A 16,761-nucleotide genomic window follows, 5' to 3' on the forward strand; every position below is an offset into this window, starting at 1 on the left:
CAGGCAAAGTCAGTCCGCTAAGCAGAGAGATACAGATGAGTTCATCTCCCCCACCCACCTCACCCGGGGATTCGGCCCCGGGCACCCTGAGCGAGGGTGCAGGCCGGATAGACGCGAAGAAAGCCAAGTCGCGTCGTAAACTGCGTCGTCGCGCATCGGGAATCCTGCTGCTGTTGGCCGGACTCGTCGTCGCAGGCGGCCTGGCCAGCGCAATCACGCCGGACCCGCAGGTCGCCAAGGCGGACAGCGAGTCCAGCGCGGCGCTCATCCAGGACGGCAAGAAGCTCTACGAAACGTCGTGCATCACGTGCCACGGCGCGAACCTCGAGGGTGTCGCCGAACGCGGTCCGTCCCTCGTCGGCGTCGGCGACGCAGCCGTGTACTTCCAGGTCTCGTCGGGCCGCATGCCCGCCGTTCGCGGTGAGGCGCAGATCGTGCGCAAGCCCGCGAAGTTCACCGAGGCTCAGATCGACCAGCTCGGTGCGTACATCCAGTCGGTCGGTGGCGGACCCCAGGTCGTCTACGCCAAGGACGCCGAAGGCAATGTGATCTTCAAGGACGGGTACCCCGTCATCGAGCAGGGTGAACTGCGCGGCGACAACATCGGCCGCGGTAGCGAACTGTTCCGGCTCAACTGCGCCTCGTGCCACAACTTCACCGGTCGTGGTGGCGCCCTCTCGTCGGGCAAGTTCGCCCCCGCGCTGGACGCCCCGAACGAGCAAGAGATTTACACCGCCATGCTGACCGGCCCGCAGAACATGCCCAAGTTCTCCGACCGGCAACTGACGGATCAGGAAAAACGCGACATAATCGGTTATGTCAAGTACGCAACCACCTCGGGTAACCCCGGTGGATACGGGCTCGGCGGGTTCGGCCCGGTATCCGAGGGCATGGCGATGTGGGTCATCGGCGTAGTGGCTGTGGTCGCCGCCGCGATGTGGATGGGATCTCGAACATGAGTGATCAGCAAAAATCAGCTCCCACCCAGGACGAGCTCGATGCCATGACCAACGATGAGCTGGTCAAACTCGGTACCAATCTCGACGGCGTAGAGGTCATCCACCGCCGTGAGCGGTTCCCCGAGCCGGGTACCAAGGCCGAGAAGCGCGCTGAACGCAGCGTCGCCTTCTGGTTCGCCCTCTCGGGCATCTCAGCCATCGCCTGCTTCGTGATCTTCCTGTTCAACCAATGGGAGTTCGTGATGCCCGGAGGCGACAACTACCGGGCGTACCTTCTGAACACCCCGCTGCTCGGCATCACCTTCGGTCTGTCGATCCTTGCGATCGGCATCGGCGCCGTGCAGTTCACGAAGAAGTTCATCCCCGAGGAGATCTCGGTCCAGGATCGTCACGACGGCGGCTCCAACGAGACCGACAAGAAGACGATCGTCGCCGAACTGGGCGATTCGTTGAACACCTCGACCCTGCCGCGTCGCAAGATGATCATCGGCGCCGGACTCTTCGGTCTCGGTACCTTCGCGGTCACCGGCGTGGTCGCGCTCCTCGGCGGCATCATCAAGAACCCCTGGGCCGAGGGTAAGAACTCGCCCCTGTGGCACACGGGCTGGTCACCGATCTACAACCCACCGGAGAACCCGAACGAGACCATCTTCCTACGCCGCGACACCGGTAATCCGATGTCCGTCGTGCTGGTGCGTCCCGAGGATATCGACGCCGGTGGTATGGAGACTGTGTTCCCGTGGCGGGTCTCGGACGGCACCGGCGAGACAGAAGAATCACGGCACAAGTTGATCGAAGGCCTGCGTTACATCAGCAACCCCGTCATGCTGATCCGCCTTCGCCCCAACGACGCTGCCAAAGCGATCAAGCGTCAGGGCCAGGAGAGCTTCAACTACGGCGATTACTACGCGTACACGAAGGTCTGCTCGCACCTCGGTTGCCCGACTTCACTGTTCGAGCAGCAAACGAACCGTATTTTGTGCCCGTGCCACCAGTCACAGTTCGACGCCCTTGAATACGGACGGCCCATCTTCGGCCCCGCTGCGCGCTCGCTCGCGCAGCTGCCGATCACGGTCAACGAGCAGGGCTTCATGGTGGCCGCCGGCGACTTCATCGAACCCGTAGGCCCCGCGTTCTGGGAACGCGGGAAGGGGAAGGATCGACCATGAGCAAGATCGGACAGCAGGCCGAGGAAGTAGATTCTCGGTATCACCTCGCGGCAGGTATGCGCCGTCAGATCAACAAGGTCTTCCCGACCCATTGGTCATTCCTCCTCGGTGAGATCGCCCTCTACAGCTTCGTCATCCTGCTGATCTCGGGCGTCTATCTCACGTTCTTCTTCGATCCGTCGATGTCCGAGGTCACCTACAACGGTGCCTACGAACCACTCAACGGCGTCATGATGACCAAGGCCTACGAGACGACGCTGAACATCTCCTTCGAGGTGCGCGGTGGACTCTTCGTCCGTCAGATCCACCACTGGGCGGCCCTGCTGTTCGCGGCGTCAATCATCATCCACATGGCCCGCATCTTCTTCACCGGTGCCTTCCGGCGTCCGCGTGAGGCCAACTGGATCATCGGCTGCTTCCTCCTGGTGCTGGCAATGTTCGAGGGCTTCTTCGGATACTCGCTCCCCGACGACCTGCTCTCGGGTACCGGCGTCCGTGCCGCCATGTCGGGCATCGTCCTCGGTATCCCCGTCGTGGGCACCTGGATCCACTGGGCACTCTTCGGAGGCCAGTTCCCAGGCGACATCATCATCCCGAGGCTCTACATCCTGCACGTGCTCCTGTTCCCGGGAATCATCCTGGCGTTGATCGGTGCCCACCTGGCGCTGGTCTGGTACCAGAAGCACACGCAGTTCCCCGGCCCCGGCCGTACCGAGAAGAACGTGGTCGGTGTTCGCATCCTCCCGGTCTTCGCGGTCAAGTCGGGTGCGTTCTTCGCGGTCACCTTCGGCATCCTGGCGATCATGGCGGGAGTGCTGCAGATCAACCCGGTCTGGGTGCTCGGGCCTTACAACCCGGCGCACGTGTCCGCAGGTTCGCAGCCGGACATCTACATGATGTGGACAGACGGTTTGGCCCGACTGATGCCGGCCTGGGAGATCTACTTCGGCAACGCGTACACGATCCCAGCCATCTTCTGGGTGGTCGTGATCCTGAGCATCGTCTTCGGGATCTTGTTCGCCTACCCGTTCATCGAGAAGCGCCTCACCGGCGACACTGCTCATCACAACCTGTTGCAGCGTCCGCGCGACGTGCCGGTGCGTACCGGCATCGGTGCTATGGCTTTGATGTTCTACATCGTTCTGACGATCTCGTGTATGAACGACATCATCGCGTTGAAGTTCCATGTGTCCCTCAACGCGACGACGTGGATGGGCCGTATCGGACTGATCATCCTGCCGCCACTGGCGTACTACATCGCCTACCGGTGGGCACTGGCCCTGCAGCGCAGCGACCGGTTCGTGCTGGAGCACGGCATCGAGACCGGCATCATCATGCGCCTGCCGCACGGTGAGTTCATCGAGCTGCATCAGCCGCTCGGACCGGTCGACGACCATGGCCACCCGATCCCGTTGCCGTACGAGGGTGCGGCTCTGCCCAAGCGGATGAACAAGCTCGGATCCGCGGGTGCTCCGGGCACCGGTTCGCTGATGCTGGCCGACCCACCCGAGGAGCAGCAGAAGAACGTGGAGCTCGAAGCCAAGGCTCATCACAAGGAGCACGAGGCTTTGCGCGAACTCCAGAAGCGCGGCGGAGACCCGTTCATCGACTGAAACAATGCATGAGAAAAGACCGGCCTGCATCTGCAGGCCGGTCTTTTTTGTTTAGGCCAACGGTAGACGGACACTCCCCTCCCCCACTGCGGTGCGTTCATCGTGCCGTCGTGGACGTCGAGCGTGCCGTTGTGGACGCCGAACGTGCCGTTGTTACTCTCTTACGTTCGTGAGCAACATCGAAATCGTCAGCTGTCACGACCCGGCAGAGTTTCCCGCGCTTGCCAGGATCTGGAGACGTTCAGTTGAATCCACCCATGTGTTCCTGACGCACGAAGACATCGCTTTCTACGCGCCGAAGGTGGCCGACAGTTACCTCCCGGCGGTCAAATTACGTATCGCCAGAATCGGTGGTCGGACCGTCGGGTTCTCAGGTACCGACGGCAACAAGCTCGAGATGCTCTTCATCGACGACAACTACCGCGGACTTGGCGTAGGTGGTGCGCTTCTCGGCGAGGCGCTCGACCGAATCCCACGACTCGAGCTCGATGTCAACGAACAGAACCCCGACGCAGTCGCTTTTTATCGGCGCCACGGTTTCGTGATCGTCGGACGGTCTGAGATCGACGCCGATGGGCGTCCGTTTCCACTGCTGCACATGGTCTCCTGCGCAGCGTCGACCTGACAACGGCACGGTCGACGGCAACAACGGCACGGTCGGCGACGGTAACGGCACGATTGACGCCGCACAGGGGCCCGCTCGGGGGTTAGGTCACCAGAGGTCGCCTGAGCGCCAATCACACGTCAGTTCCCCGACAGCGGGCTGCGGATCCCCGAAGACCAATATTCTGTCCGCGTCGTCGGGTGTCGGTAATACCCCTGTCGGCGTCATCGCAGAGACCGTCCCCTCCCAGGGGCGCCAACCGTGAGAGCGGTACAACCGCAACCCGGCTTGGCTGGCACTGAGGGCACCGAAGTCGTAGGCCCCGACGATGACTCGCTCGATCGCGGTCATCAGTTGATCGCCGATCCCCTGATGTTGCCGGCCCGGATCCACCGCGACGGCTTCCACATAGCCGACGGCGTGGAGTGCGGTCGATCATCATCGACCGGGCGACAACCGCGGCGTGTCCCACCATCGCGCCGGCGGCGTCGGTGACGAACACGTGCACCCCACCGAGGGCGTGGTCATAGTCTGTGTCGGCGAAGTCGCCTGCGAACGCCAAGTCCAGAAGCGCTCTGAGTTCGGTGGCCCGGATAGCACTCAGCTCCCAGGTGTGCTGCACGTCGAGGTGCAGACCTGGGAGCTGAGAGGGTGTGTGTATCAGTGCTTCTCAGGCCCGACGTGGTACTCGAAGACGAGCCCGGCCACTGCACCGATGATGCAGACGGCAGCAAATGCCACGAGCCAGAAGTTCGCCATGGCCAGCGCGACCGCGAAGGTCGCAGCGCCGAGTGCGATCAGCACCGGCCACCAGCTGCCAGCGCTGAAGAAGCCCAGTTCGCCTGAGCCGTCGGCCACCTCAGCGTCTTCGTAGTCTTCTGGGCGGATGTCCACCCGGCGGGCCACGAAGCGGAAGTAGGTTCCGATGATCAACGTCAGGCCACCGGTCATGACCAGACCTGTGACACCGACCCACTCGACATTCTTGCTCGTCAATCCGGTGGCCAGTCCGTAGGCGACCGCCACCAGGAAGAAGAACCCGGTAAGGATCTCGAAGAGCCGCGCTTCAATTCTCATCTCGTAGCTCCTGGCTGACTAGTTCGACGCTGTCTGGGTGCCGCGTTTGGTATCAAAGGGCTTGGTCGTGATCGCCGTCGGCGTCTGACCAATCGATTCGAGCGCCTGAGCATTCGTCGCGTTCGGGTTGGCCTCACGGAAGTCGATGTAGTCCTCGAACTGATCCGGGCTCACCGCGCGGACCTCGAAGTTCATCATCGAGTGGTAGGTGCCGCACATCTCAGCACACCGGCCGACAAAGGCGCCTTCACGATCGATGGAGCTGACCTGGAAACGGTTGTCCGTGTGGTTCTGCTTCGGGAAAGGCAGCACGTCGCGCTTGAACAGGAACTCAGGCACCCAGAACGAGTGGATGACATCAGCCGCAGCGATCTCGAACTCGATCCGCTTACCGGTCGGCAACACCAGGACCGGGATCTCATCAGAGGTACCGACCGTCTCGATCTTGTCGAACTTCAGGTAGTTACGAACGTTGTTCTTCTGGTCGTCGGGAGCGCTGTGCGCTTCCTCTTCTTCGGTCGGATCGGGCTCGGCGACCTGTGCGTCGTACGGGCTGCCGTCCTTCTCGAAACCGTTGTAGACCTGGCCGTCGGCCATGGTCACGGTGCGATAGCCGAACTTCCAGTTCCACTGGAAGGCGGTCACGTCCACGACGACATCGGGATTGGGCTGCTTACCCTCGACATCGTTCTGGACGATGATCGTGAAGTAGAACAGGACCGCGATGATCACGAAGGGGATGGCCGTATAGGTCAACTCCAACGGGACGTTGTATGCCGTCTGCCGGGGGAACTCGTCACCACCGGGCTTCTTGCGGTGAAAGGTGACGGTCCAGAACGTAAGACCCCACACCAGTACACCCATCACGAGGGCGGCGATGACCGACCACGTCCAGAGGTGCCGCATGTCTTCTGCCTCAGGCGTGATGCCCTTGGGCCAGCCGAACCGCAATGCTTCTTCAGCGCTGCAGCTCGACAACACAAGAGCGCCGACGCCTAGAAAGAAGGCTGCGCTGACTTGCTTGATTCGACGTCCGCGGTGCTGACGCGTAGCCGATGCCGGAGGTCGCCCACCGTGTGCCAATTTCACGCCTTCCTACCCTGCCCTCTGACTGGAAACAGCCACACAGCCACCCACGATTGGTAGCTCGTGTACTACGCAGCGTAGACCAACCGACAGCAACATTCGTAGTTGGGTTGCGAACGCGTCATCGCCCGGGTTTTTGGTCCACCCCTTGGCAGGCCGGACGGGCGGGACAACCCCTGATTGCGGCATACTCGGGCGTGTTCCGCGTGTTCTCCCAGGACGAATCGAGGCATTTTTCGTGTGTGGTCTGCTAGGTCTGTTGTCCAGCGACGCGTCAGCGGGAGAATCAGCCGAACTCGTGGCCGCGGCGTCGCACTGCATGCGCCACCGCGGTCCGGATGAGCCCGGAACCTGGAACGACGACGACGTCGTCTTCGGTTTCAACAGGCTCTCCATCATCGACATCGAGCACTCACACCAGCCGCTGCGCTGGGGCCCTCCGGAGAGCCCAGAGCGGTACGCACTGGTCTTCAACGGCGAGATCTACAACTACCTCGAGATCCGGGCCCAGCTGGCCCGCGACGAGGGCGCCGAGTTCCGCACCGAAGGTGACGGCGAAGCGATTGTCGCCGCCTTCCATCATTGGGGTCCCGACGCGGTGTCGCGACTGCGCGGGATGTTCGCTTTCGCCATCTGGGACACCGTCGAGCGTTCCCTGTTCCTCGCCCGCGATCCGTTCGGGATCAAGCCCCTCTTCATCGCGTCGGGGTCGGGCGGCACGGTCTTCGGTAGCGAGAAGAAGAGCCTGCTGGAATTGATCGACAGGGTCGGCGTCACCGACGTGCTCGACAACCGCGCGATCGAGCACTACACCGTCCTGCAGTACGTTCCGGAGCCGGAAACGCTGCACGCAGGCATCAGGCGGCTCGAATCCGGCAGCTACGCGACACTGCGCCCCGGCCAGCTCCCGAAGGTCTACCGCTACTTCACGCCACAATTCGCGGTCCGCCCTTTCACCAAGGGCGGCGAGCAGGCGCGCTATGACGAGATCGCCGAGGCTCTGCAGGATTCGGTGGCCAAGCACATGCGCGCCGACGTCACGGTCGGGTCGTTCTTGTCCGGAGGCATCGACTCCACCGCCATCGCCGCCATGGCGATCAAGCACAACCCGGACCTGATCACCTTCACCACCGGATTCGAGCGCGAGGGGTACTCCGAGGTCGACGTCGCTGCGGAGTCGGCCGCCGCAATCGGCGCCAAGCACGTGGTGAAGGTTGTCGGTCCCGCAGAGTTCGCCGCAGCGATCCCCGAGATCGTCTGGTACCTGGATGATCCCGTCGCGGATCCCGCGCTGGTGCCCCTGTATTTCGTTGCCCGCGAAGCGCGCAAGCACGTCAAGGTCGTGCTGTCCGGCGAAGGCGCCGACGAGCTCTTCGGTGGCTACACGATCTACAAGGAACCGTTGTCGCTCAAGCCTTTCGAACGGCTCCCCCGCGGCGTGCGGGCTGCTGCCGGCCGCCTGTCGGACCGACTCCCCGAGGGCAGGCGCGGCAAGAGCTTGCTGCACCGGGGGTCGATGACCCTCGAAGAGCGCTACTACGGCAACGCCCGGAGCTTCGACGACGCCCGACTCCGCGCAGTACTCAAGGACTTTCGACCCGAGTGGACCCACACCGACGTCACCGCACCCATCTACGCCATCTCCGCGGGCTGGGATCCGGTCGCCCGGATGCAGCATCTGGACCTGTTCACCTGGCTGCGCGGGGACATCCTCGTCAAGGCGGACAAGATCACGATGGCCAACTCGCTCGAACTACGTGTGCCGTTCCTTGATCCGGAGGTGATGCGGGTCGCCGAAGCGTTGCCATTCGAGGAGAAGATCTCGCACGGCACCACGAAGTACGCACTGCGGAAGGCGCTCGAGCAGATCGTCCCGGCCCATGTCTTACATCGGAAGAAGCTGGGTTTCCCTGTGCCACTGAGGCATTGGCTGGCCGGGACCGAGCTCTATGACTGGGCGCATCAGACCATCGATCACTCGCAGACCGACCACATCTTCGACAAGGACGCGGTGCGCATGATGCTGGCCGAACACCGCGAGGGCACCGTCGACAACAGTCGGCGACTGTGGACCGTCCTCGTGTTCATGATCTGGCACGGCATCTTCGTCGAGGGCTCGATCGTCCCGGCGATCGAAGACCACCGGTACCCCGTCAAGCTCTGACACCCACCGCACACGCGCCACGAAAAACGAAGACGCGCCACATGTATTTGTGGCGCGTCTTCGTATCGGTGGCGCGTGTGGCGTCTAAGCCGGCAGGATGGCCGAGATCTCAGCAGCCGCGTCGTCTCCATAGGCGCCGGCGAGGCGGGTCACTGCCGACGCGCGGTCCCATACCCATTCCTGGGTGCCGACGGTCTCGAGAACGAGGACGGCGACCATGGATCCGAGCTGGGCACTACGTTCGTGGCTGAGTCCGGCTGCGTTGCCCACCAGGAACCCGGCCCTGAACCCGTCGCCGACGCCGGTCGGGTCCACCTTTGCCGTCTCCGGCACCACCGGTACGTGGGTGCGTGAACCGTCGGCCTCGACGATCTCTGCGCCCCCGCCGCCGAGTGTGGTGATGCGCAAGCCGACCGTCTTGGCGACCTGCTCCTCGCTGAGCGCGGCCTTCTGCCGGAGCAGGCCCCACTCGTATTCGTTGGTGAACAGGAACGTCGCACCCTCGATGAGGTCTCGCACCTGCTCGCCGTCGAGGCGCGCCAGCTGCTGCGACGGGTCAGCCGCGAAAGGGATACCCAGCTCGCGGGCCTCGCGACTGTGCGCGATCATCCCGTCGGGATCGTCTGCACCGACCAGCACCAGATCCGGCGTGCCGAATTCCTTGGCCAGGGCAGAGATCGATATCTCCCGCGACTCGCTCATCGCGCCCGCGTAGAAGCTGGCCAGCTGGGCCATCTCGTCGTCGGTGGTGCACATGAACCGGGCGGTGTGCGCGGTGTCCGACACCCGCACCCCGCGGGTGTCGACGCCGTTGCCCTCGAGCCAGCGACGGTAGTCGTCGAAATCGCTGCCGACCGAACCCACGAGCAGCGGGGATCCACCCAGGACACCCATGGCGTAGGAGATGTTGCCGGCGACGCCGCCCCGGCGGATCACCAATTCCTCGACGAGGAAGCTCAGTGAGATGTGACTCAGGTGTTCGGCGAGCAACTGCTCGGAGAACTTCCCCTGAAAGCGCATCAAATGATCGGTCGCGATGGATCCACAAATGGCGATGGCCACGGAGAAGAACCTTTCTTGTCACCTGACAGATGGCTCAACGCTACCTTCGGGGCCAGGTGTCCCCCGGTGGGCCCCACCGGATGTGCGCGCGTACAGAATACCGAAACCAAAAGGACCGCATCCGGAAATCTTGGATGCGGTCCTTTGTGGTGCGGGGGTCGAGCTGCCCGGTGAGAGGTTCGGGCGTCAGTTGAACGAATCGCCGCAGGCGCAGCTGCCGGTGGCGTTCGGGTTGTCGATCGTGAAACCCTGCTTCTCGATGGTGTCTACGAAGTCGATGCTGGCTCCCATGACGTACGGGGCGCTCATACGGTCGACCGCGAGGCCGACTCCGTCGAACTCCACGACCAGGTCGCCATCGAGATTGCGATCGTCGAAGTAGAGCTGGTAGCGCAGACCCGCGCAGCCGCCGGGCTGGACGGCGATACGGAGCATGAGTTCTTCCCGGCCCTCCTGCTCGCGCAGGGCCTTGGCCTTGGAAGCAGCGGCATCGGTGAGAATCACGCCGTGCGCAGGCGCTTCGGTCTCGGTCTGCACAGCGGTGTCGTTCGATGCGGTCATGGATTCTCCTCAGTGTGCGGGGCGTAGGCGTGCGATTCCTGGTTGCCAGGTATCGGATACGAACTTCCGTCGCCTATAACCGTACTCCTGCTCCACCTATTCCCGCGTGCCACGTCGCCCCGCGCCGCGGGATCGATCACCAGGCCTCTGCGACCTGACGGGCGAGCTCCTTGAGCTGGTTCTCCGCGTCGTCCATGGCCACCTGGACCGATCCTGCGACCTCCACGATCGACCGCGCCTGCGTGATCCCGGCTTCGGCGAGCTGCGCCGGCGTCAGCGCGACCTGGCCGGCGAGCACGATGGTCGGGATGCCCCGCCCGCGCGCCGCCGTCGTCAGCGCCGCCACGACCTTGCCCTTGAGGGTTTGTTCGTCGCACTTGCCCTCCCCCGTGATGAGCAGGTCGACGCCGGCGATGAGTTCGGCCTGCCCGGTCGCCTCGGCGATCACCGTGGCCCCCGGCACGCGTTCTGCACCCAACGCCAGCAGAGCTGCACCGAGTCCACCGGCAGCGCCCGCACCTTGTTCGCCCGAGATGTCGCGGCCCGCCAGCCCGGAGAGCACCTGCGCCCAATCCGAGAGTCCCTCTTCCAGCATCGCGACGGTCGCGGGGTCGGCTCCCTTCTGCGGGCCGAACACCGCAGCCGCCCCCTCCGGCCCGAGCAGCGGGTTCTCGACGTCGGATGCCGCCACCAGCTGCACCGGGCCGAGCAATCGCGCGGCCTCCGCCAGCCCTCCGAGCCCCTCGATCAACCCGCGGCCACCGTCCGTGCTGCCACTGCCCCCCAGACCCACGACGATCTGGTCGGCGCCCGCCGCCACTGCCGCGGCGACCAGTTCGCCGACCCCGAACGTGTCTGCGGCGAGCGCGGTCCGCGGTGTCGGCAACCCGCCGAGTTGATGCAGCCCGCAGGCCTGCGCGCACTCGATGTAGGCGACAGTGCGGCCTTCGCGCCGGTCCAGGAGCCAGTGGGCGCTGACCAACGCACCGAGTGGACCGCTGACGCGGGTGGTCTGCACGTCTCCGAAACGGCTGGCGAGCACCGCCACGAAACCCGGCCCACCGTCGGATTGCGGAACGAGCGAGAGCTCGTCGGCGGGGCGTCCGAGGGTCCATCCCGCGGCGATCGCCTCCGCCGCCGCGACGGCCGTCAAGGTATCTCCGAACGAATCGGGGGCGATCAAAGCCTTCATCGCCCGAGTATATGAAGGGTGGCCCGCTCCAGCAGCGCACGCTCGCGATAATCTGGACGGGTGAAGTTGCCCTGGAAGAAAGACGACGTCGACGCCGACGACGCTGCCGACACCACCGTCGCGTTGACCGTGGAAGAAGCTGCGGCCAAGCGCCGGTACACCGAGGCCAAGGGCCGACCGACGCCGAAACGGCGCGACGCGGAAGGCAGGCGCCGCGGCCCGGTCGCCCCGGCCCCGACGACGCGGGCCGAGGCGCGCGCACGCAAGAGGGAACTCAAGGGCAGCTCGGCCAATCTGAGCAAGGAAGAAAAGAAGGCGCAGTCGGATACGCGCCGCCAGCAACGGGCCGATCAGCGCGAGAAGATGATGGAGGGCGAAGAGCGGTATCTGATGCCGCGCGACAAGGGTGAGGCCCGACGTTTCGCCCGTGACATCGTCGACTCGAGGCGCAACTTCGCCGGTCTGTTCATGCCTTTCGCGATCATGCTGATCATCGTGATGTTCGTCCCGGCCATCGCGGTGTACGCCACCCTGCTGATGTTGATCTTCGTGATCTTCCTGGTGATCGACGGCGTGCTACTCGGCCGGATCCTCAACAACCGTGTCCGCGAACGTTTCCCGAGCACCACCGACGGTGGCTTCAAACTCGGCTGGTACGGCTTCAGCCGCGCCATGCAGATGCGGTTCATGCGGGCGCCACGGCCCAAGGTCAAACCTGGTGACGCGGTCTGACCGGGATGCGAACTCTGGTTCTGGGTGGAATTCGTTCGGGTAAATCAGCGTTCGGGGAAGGGCTTCTTCCGCACACCGGGGTTCGGTATCTGGCCACGGCGGCAAACCCTGCCACCGGCGACCCCGAGTGGTCGGATCGGATAGCGCAACACCGGGTCCGTCGTCCTGCGGAATGGATGACCATCGAAACGGGCGACGTCGCTGCCGAATTGCGTTCGGACTCCCGCACCGCCACGCTCGTCGACGATCTCGGCAGCTGGATCAGCCGCCACATCGACTCGGTCGGCGGGTGGAGCGACGACAACTTCGACATGTCCGGCGTGATCGACGAGATCTCCTCAGCTGTGTCCGAGTTCACGGGTGATCTGGTCATCATCAGTCCCGAGGTGGGCCTGTCCCTGGTGGCACCGACACCGGCAGGCCGCCTCTTCCAGGATCAGCTGGGCCTGCTCAACAGTGCCATCGCCGCTGCGTGCGACCGGGTGGTCCTGGTCGTTGCCGGACAGGTTCTCGAATTGGGCACCGGCACCGACCTCTCCGTGTCAGCTCCTCCCCTCCCCGTTCCGACCGGCCCTTCCGTCGATGCGACGGCGGACTCGGCCTCGTCCGAGAAGTCGGCGACACCTGACTTCGCGCCCGAGGCCGGGACTGCGACGCCCGAAAACACACGCACAGCAACCGAGTTCGAACTTCCTGAGCAGTTCGAGTTCGTCGCGGCGCCCGACCGGGGCGCGGCGATCGAAGCTCGCCGCCGGCAAGGCGAGCTCACCAAACCGCCGGGCTCGCTCGGCCGCCTCGAAGAGGTCGCGATCTGGGTGGCCTCCTGCCAGGGCGTGTGCCCACCAGCCATGTTCGAGGCGCCGACCGTGGTCGTGTTCGCCGGGGATCACGGCGTTGCGAAAGCAGGCGTGTCGGCGTTCCCGCCCGAGGTCACGGCACAGATGGTCGCAAACTTCGCCGCCGGCGGCGCCGCCGTGAACGTCCTCGGACGCGTCCACGGGGCCCGGGTCCGAGTCGAAGACCTCGCGGTAGATGCCCAGACCCCCGAAGCGATCAGCCGTTTCAAGGTTCGTAGGAGCTCGGGAGATCTCACCCGCGAGGATGCACTGACCACCGAGGAGACCCGGGCCGCGCTGGCCGCCGGACGTACCATCGCCGACCAGGAGATCGATTCCGGTGCCGATCTGCTGATGGCCGGCGAGATGGGGATCGGCAACACCACTCCGGCAACGATCCTCGTCGGTCTGCTCACCGATACCGAACCGGTGGTCGTGGTCGGACGCGGCACCGGCATCGACGACAACGGCTGGATCCGCAAGACCGGCGCGGTCCGTGACGGTATGCGACGGGGCCGCCCGCATGCGCGGGTGCCGCTGGAACTGCTTCGCACGGTTGCCGGAGCCGAGATAGCAGCCATGGCAGGCTTTCTCGCGCAGGCTGCCCTTCGCCGAACGCCTGTCATCCTCGACGGTCTCGTGGTGACCGCCGCCGCTCTGGTCGCCAACGACATGGCACCCGGTGCCCGGGAATGGTGGCTGGCCGGTCACCGGTCCGCAGAACCCGCGCACAGCATCGCCCTGAGGCAACTCGACCTCGAACCGCTGCTGGATCTGTCGATGCGGCTCGGCGAAGGCAGCGGTGCGTTGACCGCGTTGCCCGTCGTTCAGTCCGCGGTCGCCACGCTCGCCTCGATGGCCACCTTCTCCGAGGCCGCGGTCAGCGGCGCGGCGGATCCGACGTCGGTGAACCCGGAGAAATGAGTCTGCGCGGTGCGATCCGTGGCCCGCAGACCGCGTTCTCGTGGCTGACGATTATTCCCGTACCCGAACCCGCCGGACCGTTCGACCGTTCTCTCGGCGGTGCCGCCATCGGGTCCACCCCCCTGGTGGGTTGTGTGCTCGGTGCCATCGCCGCGGCCGCCGCCTTCGGATTGGGCCACACCGAACTCCCGGAACTGCTGTGCGGGTTGCTGATCGTCGGGTTGCTCGCCGTCCTGACCCGCGGCATGCACCTGGACGGACTGTCCGACACCGCTGACGGGCTCGGTTGCTACGGCCCGCCGGTCCGAGTCCACCAAGTGATGCACAGCGGCTCCACGGGACCGTTCGGCGCCGCGACCTTGGTGATCGTGATCGTCGCCCAGGCCGTCGGCTACGGCGCACTGATGCAGGAGAGCAACTGGGCGGCATTCATCTTCGTCGGCTTCGTCTCGCGGGTGGCCACGGTGATCGGCTGCCGGATCACCCTGCCTCCTGCGGCAGGTTCCAAGTTCGGTGGCCTCACCGCAGGCACGCAGCGGCTGACCATACCGTTCTGGATACTCGGTGCGCTCGCCGTAGGGTTCGCGGTCAGCCCTGAACTACCTGTGCCGGGTGTGATCGCCGTCGTGGTCGTGACACTGTTCGCCTGGCTGTTCAGCGCCCACTGCGCGCAGCGCTTCGGTGGGATGAACGGCGATGTGCTCGGCGCCCTCATCGAACTGAGCACCTTGATCGCACTGTGCGTCGTGCTGGCCGGTTGACGTCGCCGGTCACTTCACCCGGGCGGAGCGTCGTCCAGCAATTCTCGGCGCAGTCGGTTGCGATTGCGTTCTTGTTGTCGACGTTGATGTTTGGCTTCGGTTCTGGACCGGGTGCGGGTTGGTTGATCCGGTTTTCGTCTGCGCGGTGGCGCCGGTGCCGGGTCTTCCCACTCTATGTTTCGCAACGCGGGAAACAGGTCGTCTCCGGTCCAGGCAGGACCGTCGTAGGTGCGGCCTTCGGGTGTGATGACCACCGTTTTCGTGCGACCGTGGCGGTCTATGTATTGGTCGTCAACCCAATCGGAATGTGTTTTGAGCAAGTGGTGAAAACGACACAACGCTTTCATTCCGGTCGGATGTGTACGGCCCCCGCAGGCGGGATTGTTGTGGTCGTATTCGGTGGTGTGGTCGAGGTCAGCGGTCCAGGCGGATTGGTTGCAGCCAGGCCACATGCAGTACAGGTCACGCATTCGAAGGAAGGCATCGAGTACCGCGGAGGGTCGGTAGTGGTCGCGTGGCTTGACCGGAGGTAACGGGATCATTTGGAAGACGGGTGGTTTGACGTCATCCCAGTCGACGTTGTCGAGATCTCCGAACCGCGGATCCCGTGGCGGTGCGGGCATGTTCATCGTCGTGGTGGCGGCCTTCTTCGCCGCGCGTCGGGCTGCGCGGTTCGGTTGCGATGGCGAGCAAGCACCGTGTGCACCCGCACCGGGGTGTCCCCCGGACGCATGCTGGTGAGGAGCCGCAGCGTCATTCGGTGCGGTGCCGCCCGGCTCTACACCGCGTTCGGCCACAGCCTCGGGTTCGGCCACGGTCTCGTGTTCGGTTTCTGCTTCGGTGTCGCTCGAGGTGTGCCTGGCCTCGGATTCGGTGGTGACATCCTCGCCCGGGTCGGCCGTCGCGTGCGTGTCTGAAACATCAGCGTTAGCAGGTGTTTCGGAGCCTGACGCTGTCTCTGTTGGTTCCGGCGCTGTCTCCGCCGGTTCTGGCGTGGGCTCCGCTGGTTCCGACGTTGTCTCTGCTGGTTCTGGCGTGGGCTCCGGCGCAGCTTCGGGTGCCGGTCGTGTCTTGTTGCCCGTGGGCCGGACTGTGGTCGAGTCCTGCTTGGCGAGGTCGCGAGCGTGTTCGGCGGAAATGACGCCATGGCCTTCGAGGTAGCCGGGCTCGTCGTCCTCACCATCGAGCGTGGACTGATTCGCGATCGCATGGAGCACAATTTTGACGTCGACCCCACCAATCTGCTGCGTCTTGACCAGCGGCCAGATCTCCGCTTCACAGGGATGCTCGTCGTCCTCATCACACAAGCACGCGAACTCGCGGCCCATCGTGATCGCGAACAACGCATCGGACATCCGCTGAGCCTTCTTGCGCGGATCGCGCCGGCAGGTCGACTTCGCCAACATCTCCAACCGCTTCATGATGATCGCCGTGTGCTCAGCCGACAACGTCGCAGTCAGGCTGCCCATCCCGTTCTGCTCACCCTCGCTCCAGACTCCACGCTTGTCTTTGGCGTCCTTGCGGTCTTCGCGGATCAGGTCCGGATCGCGCCGGAAGATGGTGGCATCGATCATGTCCCGCATAGCCTTGCTCGACCACGACCCCTTGCCGCGCAAACTCTCTGCGATGTCGCGGTCGATGTCGGCAGCATGGTCGGTGCCTTCGATCAAATCCGTGCGAGAGACGATCTTCGGGATGTGATGCCAGGCCACCAGACCATGCTTGAGGGCCAGTGCCACCTTCGGCAACCGGTCCCGCAACGCGAGCGCACAGGTGAGATGACTTTCCGCTGCCGTCTGAGACAGCCGATTCGCCAGAGCCAGGCGGGCTGCGGCCTGGACGTACGCGTCCTGCAGGAAATCATGAGAAGCAACGCTTTCGGCTTCGAGCTGGCGGTGCAGCTCCGCGGCATAGGCGTAGCGGGCCCATTCCAGATAACCCTGCCCGGTCAGCGCCCGCTCGATCGAGGCCAACAAGTCATTGGCCCGCAACGACATCGCCGGCGTTATCCCGGTGATGGA

At 64.5% G+C, this 16,761-nt stretch carries 15 protein-coding genes; 8 read left to right on the forward strand and 7 right to left on the reverse strand.

The window, feature by feature from the left end:
- Positions 1 to 35 precede the first annotated feature (35 nt).
- The 4 genes from BFL43_RS13550 to BFL43_RS13565 all read left to right on the forward strand — a co-directional run bounded on the left by BFL43_RS13550 (position 36) and on the right by BFL43_RS13565 (position 4,366).
- Positions 36 to 959, forward strand: coding sequence for a cytochrome c (locus tag BFL43_RS13550; RefSeq protein WP_084893057.1), 924 nt, complete (start codon positions 36 to 38; stop codon positions 957 to 959).
- A complete protein-coding gene (locus BFL43_RS13555; RefSeq protein WP_084837099.1) occupies positions 956 to 2,128 on the forward strand; it encodes a ubiquinol-cytochrome c reductase iron-sulfur subunit in 1,173 nt (390 codons plus the stop codon). The genes BFL43_RS13550 and BFL43_RS13555 overlap by 4 nt, the downstream gene beginning before the upstream one ends.
- Positions 2,125 to 3,741, forward strand: coding sequence for a cytochrome bc complex cytochrome b subunit (locus BFL43_RS13560; protein ID WP_084893058.1), 1,617 nt, complete (start codon positions 2,125 to 2,127; stop codon positions 3,739 to 3,741). The genes BFL43_RS13555 and BFL43_RS13560 overlap by 4 nt, the downstream gene beginning before the upstream one ends.
- Before the next feature lie 169 nt (positions 3,742 to 3,910).
- Positions 3,911 to 4,366 carry a GNAT family N-acetyltransferase gene (locus BFL43_RS13565; RefSeq protein WP_084893059.1) on the forward strand — a complete coding sequence of 152 codons (456 nt, stop codon included), beginning with the start codon at positions 3,911 to 3,913 and terminating at the stop codon, positions 4,364 to 4,366.
- A gap of 87 nt (positions 4,367 to 4,453) precedes the next feature.
- On the opposite strand, the gene BFL43_RS29160 is transcribed toward BFL43_RS13565, so the two are convergent.
- The 3 genes from BFL43_RS29160 to BFL43_RS13580 form a co-directional block, all read right to left on the reverse strand.
- Positions 4,454 to 4,753 (reverse strand): GNAT family N-acetyltransferase, encoded by a 300-nt coding sequence (locus BFL43_RS29160; RefSeq protein WP_206186664.1) that lies wholly within the window; start codon positions 4,751 to 4,753, stop codon positions 4,454 to 4,456.
- A 252-nt stretch (positions 4,754 to 5,005) separates the two neighbouring features.
- Positions 5,006 to 5,422, reverse strand: coding sequence for a cytochrome c oxidase subunit 4 (locus tag BFL43_RS13575; RefSeq protein WP_084893060.1), 417 nt, complete (start codon positions 5,420 to 5,422; stop codon positions 5,006 to 5,008).
- A gap of 18 nt (positions 5,423 to 5,440) precedes the next feature.
- Positions 5,441 to 6,400: a cytochrome c oxidase subunit II gene (locus BFL43_RS13580; protein ID WP_346425964.1), complete on the reverse strand. Its 960-nt coding sequence runs from the start codon at positions 6,398 to 6,400 to the stop codon at positions 5,441 to 5,443.
- A 346-nt stretch (positions 6,401 to 6,746) separates the two neighbouring features.
- On the opposite strand from BFL43_RS13580, the gene asnB reads away from it, so the two are divergent.
- Positions 6,747 to 8,672, forward strand: coding sequence for an asparagine synthase (glutamine-hydrolyzing) (asnB, locus tag BFL43_RS13585; protein WP_084893062.1), 1,926 nt, complete (start codon positions 6,747 to 6,749; stop codon positions 8,670 to 8,672).
- 84 nt (positions 8,673 to 8,756) lie between these two features.
- Here the strand turns inward: asnB and BFL43_RS13590 are convergent, their stop codons facing one another.
- From BFL43_RS13590 to BFL43_RS13600, 3 genes are all read right to left on the reverse strand, one after another.
- Entirely contained in the window at positions 8,757 to 9,734 is a 978-nt protein-coding gene (locus tag BFL43_RS13590) for a carbohydrate kinase family protein (protein ID WP_084893063.1), read from the reverse strand.
- Positions 9,735 to 9,920: 186 nt separating this feature from the next.
- Positions 9,921 to 10,295 carry an iron-sulfur cluster assembly accessory protein gene (locus BFL43_RS13595; RefSeq protein ID WP_084837109.1) on the reverse strand — a complete coding sequence of 125 codons (375 nt, stop codon included), beginning with the start codon at positions 10,293 to 10,295 and terminating at the stop codon, positions 9,921 to 9,923.
- Between the two features lie 136 nt (positions 10,296 to 10,431).
- Complete coding sequence (locus BFL43_RS13600) at positions 10,432 to 11,487, reverse strand: glycerate kinase (protein WP_084893064.1); 1,056 nt, start codon at positions 11,485 to 11,487, stop codon at positions 10,432 to 10,434.
- 60 nt (positions 11,488 to 11,547) lie between these two features.
- Between BFL43_RS13600 and BFL43_RS13605 the strand changes: the two genes are divergently transcribed.
- The 3 genes from BFL43_RS13605 to BFL43_RS13615 are packed head-to-tail and all read left to right on the forward strand — an operon-like array spanning position 11,548 to position 14,740.
- Entirely contained in the window at positions 11,548 to 12,219 is a 672-nt protein-coding gene (locus BFL43_RS13605; protein WP_084837111.1) for a DUF3043 domain-containing protein, read from the forward strand.
- A gap of 5 nt (positions 12,220 to 12,224) precedes the next feature.
- Entirely contained in the window at positions 12,225 to 13,979 is a 1,755-nt protein-coding gene (cobT, locus tag BFL43_RS13610; protein WP_084893065.1) for a nicotinate-nucleotide--dimethylbenzimidazole phosphoribosyltransferase, read from the forward strand.
- Positions 13,976 to 14,740, forward strand: coding sequence for an adenosylcobinamide-GDP ribazoletransferase (locus BFL43_RS13615; RefSeq protein ID WP_084893066.1), 765 nt, complete (start codon positions 13,976 to 13,978; stop codon positions 14,738 to 14,740). Before cobT ends, BFL43_RS13615 begins: the two co-directional genes overlap by 4 nt.
- A gap of 14 nt (positions 14,741 to 14,754) precedes the next feature.
- Here the strand turns inward: BFL43_RS13615 and BFL43_RS13620 are convergent.
- A partial coding sequence (locus tag BFL43_RS13620) for a DUF222 domain-containing protein (RefSeq protein WP_143695303.1) occupies positions 14,755 to 16,761 on the reverse strand: 2,007 nt, incomplete at its 5' end.

The organism is Williamsia sp. 1135 (genome assembly GCF_002095395.1).
Taxonomy (GTDB): Bacteria; Actinomycetota; Actinomycetes; order Mycobacteriales; family Mycobacteriaceae; genus Williamsia.

Excerpts from the sequence above, each read along its gene's own strand:
- BFL43_RS13600 (WP_084893064.1), bottom strand. The coding sequence starts at position 11,487 with ATGAAGGCTTTGATCGCCCCCGATTCGTTCGGAGATACCTTGACGGCC.
- BFL43_RS13595 (WP_084837109.1), bottom strand. The coding sequence starts at position 10,295 with ATGACCGCATCGAACGACACCGCTGTGCAGACCGAGACCGAAGCGCCT.
- BFL43_RS13615 (WP_084893066.1), top strand. The coding sequence starts at position 13,976 with ATGAGTCTGCGCGGTGCGATCCGTGGCCCGCAGACCGCGTTCTCGTGG.
- BFL43_RS13575 (WP_084893060.1), bottom strand. The coding sequence starts at position 5,422 with ATGAGAATTGAAGCGCGGCTCTTCGAGATCCTTACCGGGTTCTTCTTC.
- cobT (WP_084893065.1), top strand. The coding sequence starts at position 12,225 with ATGCGAACTCTGGTTCTGGGTGGAATTCGTTCGGGTAAATCAGCGTTC.
- BFL43_RS13550 (WP_084893057.1), top strand. The coding sequence starts at position 36 with ATGAGTTCATCTCCCCCACCCACCTCACCCGGGGATTCGGCCCCGGGC.
- BFL43_RS13555 (WP_084837099.1), top strand. The coding sequence starts at position 956 with ATGAGTGATCAGCAAAAATCAGCTCCCACCCAGGACGAGCTCGATGCC.
- BFL43_RS13560 (WP_084893058.1), top strand. The coding sequence starts at position 2,125 with ATGAGCAAGATCGGACAGCAGGCCGAGGAAGTAGATTCTCGGTATCAC.